At 54.3% G+C, this 15,154-nt stretch carries 13 protein-coding genes and 1 pseudogene; 4 read left to right on the plus strand and 10 right to left on the minus strand.

Going from position 1 to position 15,154, the window contains the following annotated elements:
- The first annotated feature begins 52 nt into the window (after window positions 1-52).
- The gene (locus B3729_RS13955) at window positions 53-1,231 is read left to right on the plus strand and encodes a Bcr/CflA family multidrug efflux MFS transporter (protein ID WP_286788187.1); all 1,179 of its coding nucleotides are present in this window, start codon (window positions 53-55) and stop codon (window positions 1,229-1,231) included.
- A 5-nt stretch (window positions 1,232-1,236) separates the two neighbouring features.
- Here B3729_RS13955 and B3729_RS13960 read toward each other — a convergent pair whose 3' ends face one another.
- From B3729_RS13960 to B3729_RS13975, 4 genes are all read right to left on the minus strand, one after another.
- On the minus strand, window positions 1,237-1,407 hold the full coding sequence (locus tag B3729_RS13960) for a hypothetical protein (protein WP_010795511.1): 171 nt from the start codon (window positions 1,405-1,407) through the stop codon (window positions 1,237-1,239).
- Between the two features lie 77 nt (window positions 1,408-1,484).
- Window positions 1,485-4,718 carry a bifunctional diguanylate cyclase/phosphodiesterase gene (locus tag B3729_RS13965; protein WP_286788188.1) on the minus strand — a complete coding sequence of 1,078 codons (3,234 nt, stop codon included), beginning with the start codon at window positions 4,716-4,718 and terminating at the stop codon, window positions 1,485-1,487.
- A 149-nt stretch (window positions 4,719-4,867) separates the two neighbouring features.
- The gene (locus tag B3729_RS13970; protein ID WP_150346757.1) at window positions 4,868-5,887 is read right to left on the minus strand and encodes a zinc-binding alcohol dehydrogenase family protein; all 1,020 of its coding nucleotides are present in this window, start codon (window positions 5,885-5,887) and stop codon (window positions 4,868-4,870) included.
- Window positions 5,888-5,897: 10 nt separating this feature from the next.
- On the minus strand, window positions 5,898-6,191 hold the full coding sequence (locus B3729_RS13975) for a putative quinol monooxygenase (RefSeq protein ID WP_010795508.1): 294 nt from the start codon (window positions 6,189-6,191) through the stop codon (window positions 5,898-5,900).
- 93 nt (window positions 6,192-6,284) lie between these two features.
- Between B3729_RS13975 and B3729_RS13980 the strand changes: the two genes are divergently transcribed.
- A complete protein-coding gene (locus B3729_RS13980; protein ID WP_286788193.1) occupies window positions 6,285-7,205 on the plus strand; it encodes a LysR family transcriptional regulator in 921 nt (306 codons plus the stop codon).
- Window positions 7,206-7,212: 7 nt separating this feature from the next.
- On the opposite strand, the gene hisN is transcribed toward B3729_RS13980, so the two are convergent.
- Complete coding sequence (gene hisN, locus B3729_RS13985) at window positions 7,213-8,004, minus strand: histidinol-phosphatase (RefSeq protein WP_286788189.1); 792 nt, start codon at window positions 8,002-8,004, stop codon at window positions 7,213-7,215.
- A gap of 70 nt (window positions 8,005-8,074) precedes the next feature.
- Entirely contained in the window at window positions 8,075-9,022 is a 948-nt protein-coding gene (locus B3729_RS13990; RefSeq protein WP_074822673.1) for an adenosine deaminase, read from the minus strand.
- A 331-nt stretch (window positions 9,023-9,353) separates the two neighbouring features.
- On the opposite strand from B3729_RS13990, the gene B3729_RS13995 reads away from it, so the two are divergent.
- On the plus strand, window positions 9,354-10,457 hold the full coding sequence (locus B3729_RS13995) for a calcium:proton antiporter (RefSeq protein WP_010795504.1): 1,104 nt from the start codon (window positions 9,354-9,356) through the stop codon (window positions 10,455-10,457).
- 381 nt (window positions 10,458-10,838) lie between these two features.
- Here B3729_RS13995 and B3729_RS14000 read toward each other — a convergent pair whose 3' ends face one another.
- From B3729_RS14000 to B3729_RS14015, 4 genes and pseudogenes are all read right to left on the minus strand, one after another.
- Window positions 10,839-12,047 (minus strand): ammonium transporter, encoded by a 1,209-nt coding sequence (locus B3729_RS14000; protein ID WP_286788190.1) that lies wholly within the window; start codon window positions 12,045-12,047, stop codon window positions 10,839-10,841.
- 261 nt (window positions 12,048-12,308) lie between these two features.
- A complete protein-coding gene (locus tag B3729_RS14005) occupies window positions 12,309-12,899 on the minus strand; it encodes an IMPACT family protein (protein ID WP_286788191.1) in 591 nt (196 codons plus the stop codon).
- Window positions 12,896-13,426: pseudogene (locus B3729_RS14010) on the minus strand (TetR family transcriptional regulator C-terminal domain-containing protein); the annotation flags it as partial. The pseudogene B3729_RS14010 and the gene B3729_RS14005, both read right to left, overlap by 4 nt.
- 105 nt (window positions 13,427-13,531) lie before the next feature.
- A complete protein-coding gene (locus tag B3729_RS14015; protein ID WP_074822572.1) occupies window positions 13,532-14,329 on the minus strand; it encodes an outer membrane protein OmpK in 798 nt (265 codons plus the stop codon).
- A gap of 317 nt (window positions 14,330-14,646) precedes the next feature.
- On the opposite strand from B3729_RS14015, the gene B3729_RS14020 reads away from it, so the two are divergent.
- Entirely contained in the window at window positions 14,647-15,048 is a 402-nt protein-coding gene (locus B3729_RS14020) for a hypothetical protein (RefSeq protein ID WP_286788192.1), read from the plus strand.
- Window positions 15,049-15,154 lie beyond the last annotated feature (106 nt).

The following is a 15,154-nucleotide window of genomic DNA, read 5'->3' on the forward strand; positions in this document are numbered from 1 at the left end:
CAGCATGGCAGTTCATCGCTTTTGGGCCGCTGGCCCCCTCCGGATCTCCTCAATGACATTTCGCATTTTGTTAATGCTGGGTGCGCTCAGCGCGTTTGCGCCGTTTGCCATCGACATGTACCTGCCGTCTTTCCCGTCACTGGCAAAAGCCTTTTCAACGGATGTGGAACACGTCCAGTTGAGCCTTTCGGCGTATTTCGCAGGCTTGTCCATTGGGCAACTGTTCTACGGACCGCTGGCAGATCGGTTCGGCCGACGTATACCGCTGCTCACAGGTATCGTTCTGTTTACCCTTGCCTCATTGGCCTGTGCTATAGCGCCTACGCTGGAGTGGTTGATTGCGGCGCGTTTCGTTCAGGCATTAGGCGGTTGCGCAGGCATGGTGATTTCGCGTGCCGTAGTGCGTGACTTGTGCGATCCGATTCATGCTGCCAAGGCCTTTTCCCAGATCGTTCTGGTGACCGGGGTTGCGCCGATCCTCGCGCCGATTGGCGGAGGCTTCCTACTCAATCATGTTGGCTGGCAAGCCATTTTCATCAGTTTGGTGGTCTTTGCCCTGCTATGTGGCAGCGCGGTTGCGCGCTGGCTACCAGAAACCCTGCCGCCCGAGGCACCGCGTCCATTGTTGCGCAACGCGCTGCGGCAATACTGGCAAATGTTGAGTGACAGGAACTTCATGGGGTTTGCGCTTATCGGCGGCATCTCCATGGCAGGTATGTTTGCGTATATCGCAGGCTCTCCGTTTGTGTTCATCAACCTGTACGGTGTACCGGCAGAGCATTTTGGTTGGGTGTTTGGCAGCAATGCGGCAGGGTTCATCTTATTTAGTCAGATTAATGCGCGCCTTTTGAGCCGGCACGGCCCATCCTGGCTGCTGACAAGAGTCACGCGGTTTTACGGCGCGGCAAGCCTTGTGCTGCTCGTCATCGCGGCTTTTCAGCCCGCCATGTTGTGGTGGATCTGTGTGCCGCTGTTCTGCTGCATCGCCTCGTTGGGCGGCATCATTCCCAACGCTTCGGCATGCGCAATGGCTGGTCAGGGGAGTAACGCAGGCAGTGCGTCTGCACTGTTGGGATGCCTGCAGTTTTCCATCGCGGCCTTATCGTCCGCGGCGGTAGGAATGCTGCATGACGGTACGGCACGGCCAATGGCGGCAATCATTGCAATCTGTGGCGTGGCAGCAGCGGTGCTGGCCTGGCTGACAACACGTACAAGGCCAGCACCCCACTGATCCGATCAGGCCGGAAGGCTTTCCGGCAGCTTATGAGGGGCTTTCAATCGAGCATTGAGCTTGTCGACGTATGTACGCGCTTCGTCCTCGGTTCTAAAGGTGATGGCTTGATCATCCAGACGAACTTGCCAACTACTTTGAGGCGAGCGCGTCAACGGGCGGACTTCAATTTTCATTGCGTATTCCCCCTTCCCTCGGTTGTCGGTGGGCGCTTAGTGTAGACATTACTTAGGTTACAGAAGCGTGACGTGGGTCAAGTTAGTGACCGGTGGTAATCGTAATACCATTTCTCGAACGCTTCCGGTGGAAGCGGAGGGCTGAACAGATACCCCTGGCATTGCTGACAGCCGAGTTTACGGATCACTTCAAGCTGTTCGTCGGTTTCAACACCTTCTGCCAGAACGTCCAGGTGCAGGCTGTGCCCCAAGGCAATAATGGCGGACGCAATGGCCTGATTGCCATGTTCGCCATTATCGGTACGGATATCGCGCATGAAGCTCTGGTCGATCTTGAGTTTATCCAGTGGGAAACGGCGCAGGTAGGCAAGCGACGAGTAGCCAGTGCCAAAGTCATCGACTGCAATGCGCACCCCAAGCGCTTTTAGAGCCGCAAGGCTGGTCAATGCCATCTCGACATTTTCCATCAGCGTTCCCTCTGTGATTTCCAGCTCCAGCTTATTGGCAGGCAGATGTTGTCTATTCAGGGCTCTGGTAATGCGCTCAGCCAGATCGGCTTGGGCAAACTGCCTTGGAGACAAATTGACCGCGATGATGTCGAGTTCAATACCCTTGTCGAGCCACTCTCGAATTTGGTGGCAGGCTTGCTCTAGAATCCAGAAGCCCAGAGGGACGATCAGCCCGGTTTCCTCGGCCAGAGGAATAAAATCGGCTGGGGAGATCATTCCAAATTCCGGGTCACGCCAGCGCACCAACGCCTCTGCGCCAATGGGTTGGCCCGTTGCGACATCAATCAGGGGTTGGTAATACAAGACAAAATCGCAGCGTTGCAACGCTACGCGCAGGCGCGATTCCAAGCTTAACCGCCGACGAGCCTGCTCTGTCAACGCCTGTGTATAGAAGCGATAGGTGTCGCGGCCCTGGTTCTTAGCCAAGTGCATGGCCGCGTCTGCATTGCGAATCAGCTCGTCGGCAGTGCTACCATCGCTGGGGTAGATACTGATACCCAGGCTCAAGCTAAGAAAGACCTCCTCGCCATCTTCCAGACGTAGCGGGGCTTCTAACAGCTGGCGCAGCGTTTGCGCCAGCGTCGCCACTTCATCGAGCCGTTCGAATTGCTCAAGGATGACCAGAAACTCATCTCCTCCAATGCGGGCCAGCGTATCCTCGGGTCTCAGGCCGGATCTGAGGGTATTGGCTACTGCGTTGATCAAATCATCTCCTGCGGGATGGCCATAACTTTCGTTAACAGTACGAAAATGGTCGAGATCAAGCAGCAGCACGGCCAGTTGACCCTCTCCCTGCAGCCGTTTCAAGGCATGATCCAGTCGGGTCCGGGCGAGCAGGCGGTTGGGCAGATCAGTTAGTGGATCGAAATGGGCCAAATGGGCCAGCCGTGCTTCGCTTTCCTTAAGTTGGCTGGTATCGCTCAGCACCATGACGAACTGACGCTGGTCCCGCTGGCTAATCTGGCTGATGTTGAGCCAGCCGGGGAAGTTCATGCCGTTGGGGCGGCGCCATAAGACCTCGCCTTCCCAGTGGCCTTCCTTCAGTAACGTGCGCCATAGGGTGCGATAGAAGTGATGATCCTGGCGGCCACTGAGCGGCAGCGGCAGTTTCTGACCCTGCAACTCCATGATGGAGCGAGCGCACAAGGCTTGAAAGGTTGGGTTAGCCATGAGGATACGGCGTCGCTGATCAAGCACCACAATACTGTCACGGCTGTTTTCGAAAAGAGCCGCCGCCTGACGCAGCGATTCCTCCTGAATCTTGCGCAGCGTTATATCCTCGATGACCGCAATGAAGTAGTGAGGCTCGCCCTGCGTGCCTCGAATCAGGGTAACGTTCAGATCGACCCAGATGACTTGGCCATCCCGACGCACATAGCGTTTTTCAAGCTCATAGCTATCCATTGTTCCGGCGAGCAGTTCGCGAATCCGCTCGGTACCGGAAGGCAAATCCTCGGAATAGGTAACATCATGAACCGTCAGGTTCCTTAATTCATCGTGCGAATATCCCACCATCTGGCACAGGTATCGATTGGCACGCATCCACTTGTAATCAAGCCCTACCAGAGCGATTCCGATGGCCGCATGTTCGAACGTGGCGCGGAAGCGGTGTTCAATCTCGTCCCGCTCTTGAGTATGACGCTGTTGCCGGATGGCCAGTGCGGCCAGGCGGGTAAATTCATTGACCAGCGCAATGGTGGCCTGCTCGGGTGAAGTGAGCGTGTGGTAATAGATGCCAAATACCCCAACAGCACTTTCGGTCTCATCACGAATCGGTAAGGACCAGCCGGAGCGGATATCGGCCTGTCGGGCAGCCTCGCGCAAACCTTCCCAGTTCGGGTCGTGCTCGATGTCCTGGCTGATGACCAGTCCGTTACGATAGACCGCTGCGCCACAGGTGCCTGAGTCTGGAGCAATAGGCGAGTCTTCCATTGCATTGATATACGCATCCGGCAGGCTTGGTGCTGCGCTGACGCGGAGTTTGTTTTGAGAATAATCCGCTAGCTGAATGATAACGCGCATTTCAGGGAATATATCCTCCAGACGCTTAGCAATACCCGTGAGGATGCTGCGTTTGGAATGCGCCAGCAGGAGCTCGTCGAGCACGGCATTGCGGGCGCGCTGTAAGGCGTCGGCCTGGAACTGATGATGGATATCAGTGAGAGTTCCCTGAAGACCATTATCGATGACCTTATGAATCCTGAACGAGACCCAGCGATGCGAGCCATCTGCCTGACACAGGCGCAGCGTGGCAGAGCAGTCTTGTCGCGTACCGTCACGAAACTCATTGAGCATCTGGCGGATGGGCTGGCTTTCCTGGCTATGGAAACACTGGAAAACCGAAACGCCTATCGTCTGAGCGATGGGTTTGTTGGTCATCCGCTCCCAGGCAGAGCTGAGAAAGCGCCAATGCCCATCTATATCGACCAGAAAGGCCACAATCGGGAGATGATCGATTATGTCCTGATAATGATGTGTTTCAGCGTGCGTCTGAGCAACAGGCTGGGGCGGGGAGGGATCATCGGCAGCCTGAGCAGTGGTATTTAATGTTTGTTGCAGTTGCTCTACGTGCCGCTGTAACTCATCAATCAGCTGTTGGCGCGCGTGGTGTTCTCGACGAACATAGAAGTAGAGCAGGACGGCAATGCCACAGACAAACAGAATGCCTTTGGTCGTTTGCAGGGCGCTAAGCGTACTGGCGTTGAATGACGCATGATCCAGAAGGTAGTCAGTGATCCCTACCCACGCAATCCCGATCAGGGCATACAGACCAGCCAAGCGAAATGGATGAAATGTCCGCATCCGTGTCCCCATCGTTCGCACGAAGCGAAAGCTGATATCCACAGTGGACAGGGTAGCGTGTGACGAGGTTCACTGCCATGCCATTGGCCTGACGCTTGATAGCTCTCTGAAAGCAGCCCGGCAGCTTTTCACTACCGAGCTGCTGGCGATCAGAAGCCTTCCAATACGATCTTGCCCTTGGCCTTGCCGCTTTCCAGCAGAGCATGGGCGCGACGCAGGTTCTCGGCGTTGATCTTTCCGTAATGTTCACCGAACGTAGTGCGCAGTACACCGCTATCGATCAGCTGAGCCACCTCGTTGAGCAGGTTATGCTGCTCCTGCATGTCCGACGTCTCGTACAGCGAGCGGGTATACATCAGTTCCCAGTGCAGCGACAGGCTCTTGCGCTTGAGCGGTACGGCGTCCAGCGACTCGGGATCATCGATCAGGCCAAGTTTGCCCTGAGGCATCAGAGATTCGATGATCTGCTCATAATGACGATCGGTCTGGGTCAGGCTCGCGACATAGGTAACCTGCGGAATGCCGATGCGCTTGAGCTCCTCGCTGAGCGGTTTGCTGTGATCGATCACATGATGCGCGCCGAGTTCGGTTACCCAAGCCTGCGTTTCAGGACGAGAAGCCGTACCGATGACGGTAAGCCCGGTCAACTGGCGAGCCAGTTGCGTCATGATAGAGCCTACGCCACCCGCAGCACCCACGATCAGCAGGGTTTCGCCACGATCAGCCTTATCACGTGTGACACCCAGGCGGTCGAATAGCAGCTCCCATGCTGTAATGGAGGTCAATGGCAGCGCAGCCGCCTGAGCAAACGCCAGCGACTCAGGCATGCGACCTACGATACGCTCGTCAACCAGCTGAAACTCGCTATTGCTGCCCGGGCGCACCAGTGATCCGGCATACCAAACCCTATCGCCCGGCTTGAATAGGGTGACATCGCGGCCTACCGATTTGACGATGCCGGTCGCGTCCCAGCCCAGAATACGCGGTTGCGATTCATCGGCATGGGGTACGTAACCCTGGCGAACCTTGGTGTCTACCGGATTCACCGAGACAGCTTTGACTTCAACCAGCAGATCACGCGGGCCTGGGGTTGGCTCGGGAAGTTCGATGTCCTGCAGACTATCCGGGTTGTCGACAGGCAGGCACTTGTAATGTGCAACGACTTTCATGCTGTTTTCCTCAGGAAATACGGTACATCTTGGTCACACTGAATTTCTCAGCGGTACGCTCGATAACCGGTAATGCGGCCTGGAAGTGTGGTGTTGCCTCGTGCTGGGCCAGGGACGCTTCGTCACGCCATTGTTCGATCATGTGAAACGTGCGTGGCTGCTCGGCATCGCGATGGAAGTCATATTGGATACAGGCATCTTCTGCACGGCTCTGCGGCTGTAGGCCACGTAGGGCTTGTTCCAGTTCAGCTTCGGAACCCTCTTTGGCAACCAGGGTAGCAACCAGTGTCAGGGGAGTAGTCATCGTATTTCTCCTGTGAAATGCAGTAATGGTGTTCTCTTTCGCTGGATGATAAAAGCCGTTATAAAGCAAGGCTCTTTCAATAAAATTTTGAAAATGATCCGTCTGGCTGACTTGCAACTGTTTGTTAGGACTGTGGAATGCGCCAGTCTTTCCGCCGCTGCGCGAGAATTAGGTCTATCGGCAGCGGTAGCGAGCGCGGCGCTGAAGCGTCTAGAGGATGCGCTTGATACCAGGCTTCTGGCGCGCTCGACCCGAAGCCTTCGGCTAACCTCTGAAGGGCAGATGTATCTGGAACACGCCCGACAAGCCTTGCAGAGCCTTGAGGAAGGGCAGCGCCTGCTGGAAAGCGGCAAGGCTGGGATCAAGGGTGTGCTGCATCTGTCGGCACCTTCGGATCTGGGTCGCAATCATCTACTAGAATGGCTGGACGAATTTCAGACGCTGTATCCTGAGGTAAGCTTTCGACTGCTCCTGTCCGATCACCTGAACGATCTGTTTCGTGAGTCTGTGGACATTGCCATCCGGTATGGCGCACCTGAAGATTCTTCTCTGGTGGCCTTGCCCCTCGCTCCGCTCAATCAACGTGTGCTGTGTGCGTCGCCTGCATACTTTCAACGACGAGGCCGTCCTCAGCAGCCGGACGAACTGCGTCAGCATAATTGCCTCTGCTATATGCGTGGTTCCAGGGCTCATGATCGATGGGTATTCGATGATGGCAAGCGACAGGTAACGGTCACCGTTCAGGGAGACCGCATAAGTGATGATGCCGATGTCATTCGACGCTGGGCCGTGGCCGGACAGGGGCTTGTTTATAAGTCGTGGCTGGATGTCGCGAGTGATGTCGAAGCGGGGCTACTGGAGCTAGCGTTACCGGAGTGGCATGGCGAAGTAACGCCGCTTAACCTGCTCTGTCCACACCGCGCCCAACTATCGAGCGCTGTGACGCAATTGAGGGATCTGATCCGGCTGCATTGCCAGAGGCTTCTGGAAAAAGCCCCCTGGCAAGGCCTATAAGCAGAACTCAGGCGTAGGGAGCAAGCTGCTGAATGAGTTCGGCATGCAGCGTCTTGTCACCACAAGCGATGATTGCACCGCCATTCTGCGCGTCGCCACCGTTCCAGCTGGTCATGACACCGCCAGCGCCTTCGATGATCGGAATCAGCGCCTGGACATCATAGGGTTGCAGGCTCGCCTCGATAATGACATCCACAAAGCCCGACGCCAGCATACAGTAGGCGTAACAGTCGCCACCGAAGCGGACCAGCTGAGCCTGTTCGGCAATGCGTTCAAAGGCTGCCAGACGCTCTGGTGTATCAAGGATCTGCGGGCTTGTACACATCACGCGGGCTTTGGAGAGGCTGGCACAGGCGCGGGTCTTTAGCGGGATACCATTGAGCCAGGCGCCTTCTGGTGTTCCGACAAAGCGCTCCCCTGTGAACGGCTGATTCATTACGCCGATGACGGGGCGAGAGCCATCGTTCAGGGCGATCAAGGTACCCCAGAGCGGTAGCCCGGTAATGAAGGCGCGCGTGCCATCGATAGGATCTAGCACCCAGGTCAGCAAACTGCTTCCGGTAACAGCATCTTCTTCTTCACCCAGAATGCCGTGTTCCGGAAATTCGCTCAGGATCAACTCACGCATGGCGCGCTCGGCGGCCTTGTCGGCCAGCGTGACGGGGTCGAATAGGCGACCGCCTTTGTCATCCACCTGAAGCTGCGAGCGGAAATACGGCTTGATAGCCACGGCGGCGGCATCGGCCAGGCGCTCGGCGAACTGTTGATACTGGGTCGTTTCAGCGGCATTCAAAGGCATTGAAGTTCTCGATAGCGATTACGGATAGCACAATGAAAACCGGCCGCACGAGGGCGGCCGGTAGTACCTGTCAGACCAGGCGGGCGTCCAGGCTGTTCTGGGCCAGGCGCTTGGCCTGATCCTGAGTCATGCCCAGGCTTTCGTACAGTGCCATGAAGTTTTCGGTCACGTAGCCGCCGAAATAGGCTGGATCGTCAGAGTTCACGGTCACTTTCAGTCCACGCTCGAGCAGCTTGAGAATGTTGTGCTGGCTCATGTCATCAAACACGCACAGCTTGGTGTTGGACAGCGGGCAGACCGTCAGCGGAATCTGCTGGTCGATCAGGCGGTGCAGCAGGCGCTCATCTTCGGCTGCACGGACGCCATGGTCGATACGGACCACATTCAGCAGATCCAGAGCTTCCCAGATGTACTCGGGCGGGCCTTCCTCGCCAGCATGTGCCACAGCAACAAAGCCTTCGCTGCGCGCGCGGTCGAAAACACGTTTGAACTTACTTGGTGGATGACCCATCTCGGAACTGTCCAGGCCAACCGCAATAAAGGCGTCACGGAAGGGAAGCGCCTGATCCAATGTCTTCTGGGCTTCGTCTTCAGACAGGTGACGCAGGAAGCTCAGGATCAAGCCGCTGGTTACACCCAGCTTCTGCTCGCCATCCTTGAGCGCCTGCTGGATACCGCGCAGGACTACTTCGAACGGAATACCACGGTCCGTATGTGTTTGCGGGTCGAAGAATGGTTCGGTATGAATGACGTTTTGTTCTTTGCACTTGAGCAGATAGGCCCACGTCAGGTCGTAAAAGTCTTCTTCAGTGCGCAGAACATTCGCGCCCTGGTAATACAGGTCCAGGAATTCCTGAAGGTTGTTGAAGGAGTAGGCTTTGCGCAGCGCCTCGACATTCTCGAAAGGCAGCTGGATGCCATGGCGCTCAGCCAGCTTGAACATGAGCTCGGGCTCGAGCGTGCCCTCCAGATGAAGATGAAGTTCGGCTTTGGGGAGGGCATTGAGCCAGTCGTACATGGTGGGATTACTCATTAACAGCGATTTGCCCGGAATTATGTCATGCCCACCGGCGCTGCGCAGGTCTTTACTGCCTGAGCGGGGCATTGAAGCAGGCAAAGCGCTATTAATGCCTGTGCAGAGCGTCAGGCCGACGCCTTGCAGTCTGGCGGTCTCATAACCACCTCTGGTTTCTAGAAGAGGCCCAGGGACACGAGAGCGTTTTAGCGGAGTGCAATGATTTTTTGCAGGCCGATGGCGAAATCACGCGCTGAAACATGTCGTAACCCTATGCCGTCAATTGGCTGGCCTTTCGCCGCATGAGGCGAGTCTTTCAAAGGATACGACTTACATGGTTTCAACATTGAGGGGCGAAGCATTCCTGCTGATCGCCATTGCGGCCGGCGTGCTGGCCTATGTCTTCGAGCATCAATTGGTAGGAAGCGGCCAGACGATTGCCTTGGTCGGGGCGGTGGCCCTGATCGCAGCCATCATCTGCGCTGCCATGCGTGTTGCTCACCATGCAGAGGTGCTTGCTGAAAAAGTGGGTGATCCCTACGGTACGATGATCCTGACGCTTTCGGCGGTGCTGGTAGAAGTGATCATCCTAGCCATTATGATGGGGCACGATCACTCGCCGACCCTGGCGCGAGACACGATCTACGCAGCTGTTATTCTCGATATCAATGGGCTGATCGGCTTGGCCGCTCTTCTTGGAGGGCTCAAGCATGGCGAGCAGCGCTACAATGATGATTCCAGCCGTAGTTATGGGGTAATGATCCTGACCGCAGTGAGTATCTCCATGCTGGTGCCGGAATTCATCCCGGTCGAGCGCTGGCATGTCTACTCCGGCTTTACCATTATCGTAATGGTCTTGATGTATGCCCTGTTTCTGCGGATGCAGACTGGTCCCCATAGTTACTTCTTCAGCTACAACTATCCAGAAAAGAAGAAAAAGAAGCCTGCTGGTGACTCAACTGTCGTAGAGCACGAAGCGCCAGCGAATACAGGGTTATCGGTTGGTCTGCTGATTGTAGGCGTGGTAGTGACAGGCGCATTGGCCGAAGTCATGTCAAAATCACTAGACGCTGGTCTTGAAGGGCTGCCGGTTCCGCCAATGGTATCTGCCTTGGTGGTTGCCGTTATCTCGGCCAGTCCAGAAATTCTTACTGCCTTGCGTGCAGCTATGGCCAACCGCATGCAGTCTGTTATCAACATCGCATTGGGAGCATCGCTTTCCACCGTTATTCTAACGGTGCCGGTTGTTGAGGCCATTGCACTTTATACCGGGCAGCCTATGCAAATGGCTATGACCCCAGTGCAGACGGTCATGATGGGTGTCACCCTCATCATTGCTGCCATCAATCTCAATGACGGTGAAACCAATGCAATTGAAGGCATGACTCACTTTGTACTGTTCCTGACCTTTATTATGCTGACAATCATCGGTCTCTGATCCTGAGGGCGGGCTTGGTAATGCTTGCCCGCTCCATGCATCGTTCAGAAAGTGGCAACTTGAAAATTCAATGCACCTTATTTTCGGCCTGCCATATTCTTGGTAACAATTGGGATTACTAGACTCCTAATAAACGGCTAGGCAAGGGAAGGCCTGTAGGCCATTAGCAGTAGGGTAGGGCTGAAAATCTATAAGGGAGCAAGATAAAGGAGCAATCCTTCATGAGGTGATCAAAAAGTGATCAATTTTCCCTAGGCCGCGCAACGTATGCGTTTGGCACATGTATCCTTGGCTTATCCACAGCCCCATCCACGTTAAGTGTGAGCAAGTCGAGCCTCTCAAAGCGCCTGCTAATCCTATACGCGCTTTGAAATCAAGCACTTATTCTGGATTGGTAGCAGAAATCCTGTGGATGGATAAGTCCGCTCCGTAATACTCTTCCTCTTGCGTCAGACGCAGACCAAGCACTTTTTTGATGACGCCATAAACGATTAGTCCGCCTGCCAGTGCAATCGCTACGCCCATACATGTGCCAATCAGCTGGCTTACAAGGCTTACGCCTCCACGGCCTTCCAGCACGGGTTGCCCGAAGATGCCACATGCGATACCACCCCAGACGCCGCATAGGCCGTGCAAAGGCCAGACGCCCAGAACGTCATCGATTTTCCATTTCACCTGGGTGGCAGTGAATGCCCATACAAAGAGCCCTCCAGCAACCAAGCCTGTTGCCAATGCACCAATAGGATGCATCAAATCCGAACCGGCACAAACTGCAACCAGCCCAGCTAACGGACCGTTGTGTAGAAAACCTGGATCGTTTCGCCCAAAGATAAGCGACGCCACGACACCGCCTACCATGGCCATCAATGAATTTACGGCAACTAGACCGCTTACGCCGTCCAGTGTCTGAGCGCTCATGACATTAAAGCCAAACCAGCCAATAATCAGAATCCATGAGCCAAGTGCGAGGAAAGGAATATTGGAGGGAGGGAACGCCACCAGCCGCCCATCACGATAACGACCGTTACGGCGGCCGAGTAACAGGACGGCTCCCAATGCAAGCCAACCCCCAACGGCGTGCACCACAACCGATCCGGCAAAGTCATGAAACTTCGCGCCAAAAGAGGCTTCAAGCCAAGCTTGTACGCCGTGGTTGTTATTCCAGACGATTCCCTCAAAAAACGGATAGATAAAAGCCACGATTAGAGCCGTTGCGCAGAGCTGTGGTGCAAACCGTGCCCGCTCAGCAATACCGCCAGAAATAATCGCCGGAATAGCGGCTGCAAATGTCAGCAGAAAGAAAAACTTCACCAAGGCGTAGCCGTTATCGGCTATTAGCGCTTCAGCCGGGCCAAAGAAGTTGACGCCATAGGCAATCCAATACCCGATAAAAAAATAAGCCAGGGTAGAAATGGCGAAGTCGGCCAGTATTTTTGATAGCGCATTTACCTGGTTTTTCTGGCGAACCGTGCCTACTTCCAAAAAGGCAAAACCAGCATGCATGGCCAGAACCATGACAGCGCCTACCAGAATGAATAATGTGTTGGATCCGTGGATCAGAATGCTTACGGCGCTTTGCAGTTCGTTCATGATTGGCAATTACACAAGAATGAATAACGGCACCAAAAACAGTCAGTACTCAAGGTCAGTGCACTAGAACGGCGCATTTTGCCTGACGTGATTTACATGCTTTTATGTTAGGTGCAGATGTTAAATGGCAGAGAAGGCGAGCCCACAAGCCTCAATTGCACGCTTGCAGGGCAGGGTCTCTCTCCTGCGCACCATAAGGCAGCAATTCTTGTGCCGTTCGAAGCGGTGAAGAGCGAAGCTATACGCTTCGCTTGGGCAGTCTTATTCCTGGATACGGTGCAACGCTATGCGGCCCCGGCTAACATCTGCCAGAAAGCGCTCTAGAGGAGAAAGATGCTCTTCCGGCAAAGCCAGGTGAATATCGACACCCGAGGCACCGAATGCTTTGTCGTCTAGAAGAGCATCAAACTCATGTAGTCTGGATTCGAGCAGGGGAAGCTCAGAATAAGTGCAGTGGCAGGCCACCAGAACTCGAGGTACTAACTCCACACGCTCAGCCTGTTGAAGGCATTTGGCAGCACAGCCTCCATATGCGCGCACCAATCCACCTGTCCCCAGCTTTATGCCACCGAACCAGCGTGTTACCACTACAACCACTCGGTCACAGTTCTGTCCTTCGATGGCCGTTAGGATGGGGCGGCCGGCAGTCCCGCCAGGCTCGCCGTCATCGTTGAACCGATATTGTTGGCCAAGCTTCCAGGCCCAACAATTATGAGTAGCGCCAGGGTCGCTGACCCGGTTAATAAAAGTCTGCGCATCGGCAGCACTTGAAATAGGCGCAGCAAAAGCCTGAAAGCGACTCTTGCGGATCTCTTCCTGAAACACCGCTTCAACTAATAGTGTTTCGCTCATATGCGAGCCGGCAGCTGAAGGCTACAGCCCTTGAATATGATATGAGTCAACGTATGGGTCGCTGCCTCGAAATCCTGGTCAGTCAATTGGTTGCGTCCTGTCACATGGCAGAGTCGGCTGGAAAAGTCAGCATAGTGCTAAGTGCTGCCCCATAGCACGAAAATAAGATGCACAGGGGCAACAGGATCCATTTTGCCGTGTTTGATCCATGCTTCAAAGACAGCTGCCCGCTGCCTAAACCAGTACCGGTAGTCCTGATCGAAATATTCATACAGGCAAGTACCGTCACCAACAATTTCCATGGCAAAAATACACGAGGCTAGAAAATACCGCCGAGAAAGCGTCGTTTTGGCTTGAATGTAGCGAGCCAATGCTTCGGCAGGATGCTCTTCAAACGCAAGCGTGTTAAATGTACTGCCAGAGCTTAAGGATATTGGCCAACAGAGCCATATGAAGCCTAACGTGTTATTGAAACAGTAATGTACGTTGGCCTTGGGCAAGCCGACCCGCTGGGGAATGGTATTCATGAGGCCAGTCAGGGCCTCAGGAGTGCCGCGTTTCGAGAACGGCGCTTGATAAAATGAGTAGCATAAGCAGGCGCAGCGCATCAAATAGGCGCTGCGCCTAAGCTCTTAGAAATGATATTTGGCTATTACGCTAAAAGTATTTTGGTCCGTGCGAAAAGCGTGGCTGTCTTTGATGCCGTATTTGTCAGACCAGTAATCGTACTCCACCCCTACATACATATGCTTGGCCTCGTAGCCCATCGCCTTGCCAAGGTCATATTTGATCTGTGGGTTGAAATGGAAATTGGCGTGATAGCTGCGACTAGGAGTTTTGTTATCGTTTCTATTATTAACGACCCAGTCGATGTAGCCGTCAAACAGGATATCTGAAGTCCCCGCCGGCAAAGTAATGGACCATGCGGGCGTAACCTGCCAGGCGCCTGAGCGAACCCGGCTACCTTCAGGCTTGCGATAGTAGAAGTTCAGAGTAAAGAAATTGAAGCCGGGCACCTTCAGATCGAAACCAGGGCCGATCAGGTAGCTATCGACATCACCTTCACCAAACTCATAGGTAGTGGCCAGCAGCACATCAGTGATCGGGCCAAGCTCTAATTTGGTACCCGTCAGCTTACCCAGCGAGAAGCGAGGGCTGAATTCGCCATAGTAACTGTGATGGCCATTGGCGTTGGAGCGCCCGACACCGTTGTACCAGCTGTTATCAACAAAAAACCAGATATCGCCCCATGACCAGTCACTGGCATGTTCAAAGGTGATTGTTTGCTGGGTATCAGGATCAACCTTGTAATTTTGCCCGTATAGGTAGGTAAGGCTATTGTCCTGCCAATGTAACATGCCATCAGCCATAGCATTTCCTGTTAACAACAGGCCGCTGGCTAATACAACGGAAGAAAGGGCGCGGCTCATTGTCTGCTCCTAGAGAAAAGTCGTTTTTAGTAATAAACGCTCCAAACCTGTCCGCTCGGTCAGGCTTTTCCCCGTTTAGCAAGAACAGAGCCAAGGTTTGGGCGGCGGCATTCTACAGAGGTCTAAGCCAAGCGAAAGGGCTTTTTGAATCAATCAGGTAAGCGGTAGGTAAGGCCGACAGGTAGGCTTTTCGTCGTGCAAAAAAATGAGCACTGTGTAATAAGAATTCGGGCGCTCTGTCGATATAAAGGAAAGGCTCTGTTCCACGCTTGAGCAGAGCAGAAAATCATCACCATAGGTGAGCAGGAGAAACCAACATGCGGCATCCCCTAAAGCTGTTAGCAGGCATTCTGGCGTTTCACGCTAGCTTTATCTGTGCCCAGACCATTACTAGCCCGGGCGCTGCAGGCGGCTCTCCTTCAGTCTTGATGATTACGCGAGGGGATACAGCCACTACATCTGCCTGTGATGTTGGCATTTACCTTAAGAACGAACTGGCCGCCCGCTTGATGGCTGGCGAAAGCGTTTCCTTTAACCTGCCGCCAGGCGAAACCAGCGTTACGCTGCGTTCGCTGGGTACTGGCTATTGCTCTACTCCAATGGCTTCTATAAAGAGTCAGTCATTGTTGCTTGCACCCGGAGAGATAAAGCAATACCGCGTCGTTCAAAGTGAGCAGGGCTACTTTCTGGCACCTGTCGATCTCTATCAAGATCGATAAAGGTTGATTACAGATATATTTCAAATAAAGCTTGACCTGTGAGCGGAGGGGCCTATAATGCGCCCACTTCCGCTGCAACGGAACAGCAAAAAGCCTTGTAGATCAA

Source organism: Pseudomonas sp. UBA3149 (assembly GCF_002364655.1).
GTDB classification, from domain to species: Bacteria; Pseudomonadota; Gammaproteobacteria; order Pseudomonadales; family Pseudomonadaceae; genus Chryseomonas; species Chryseomonas luteola.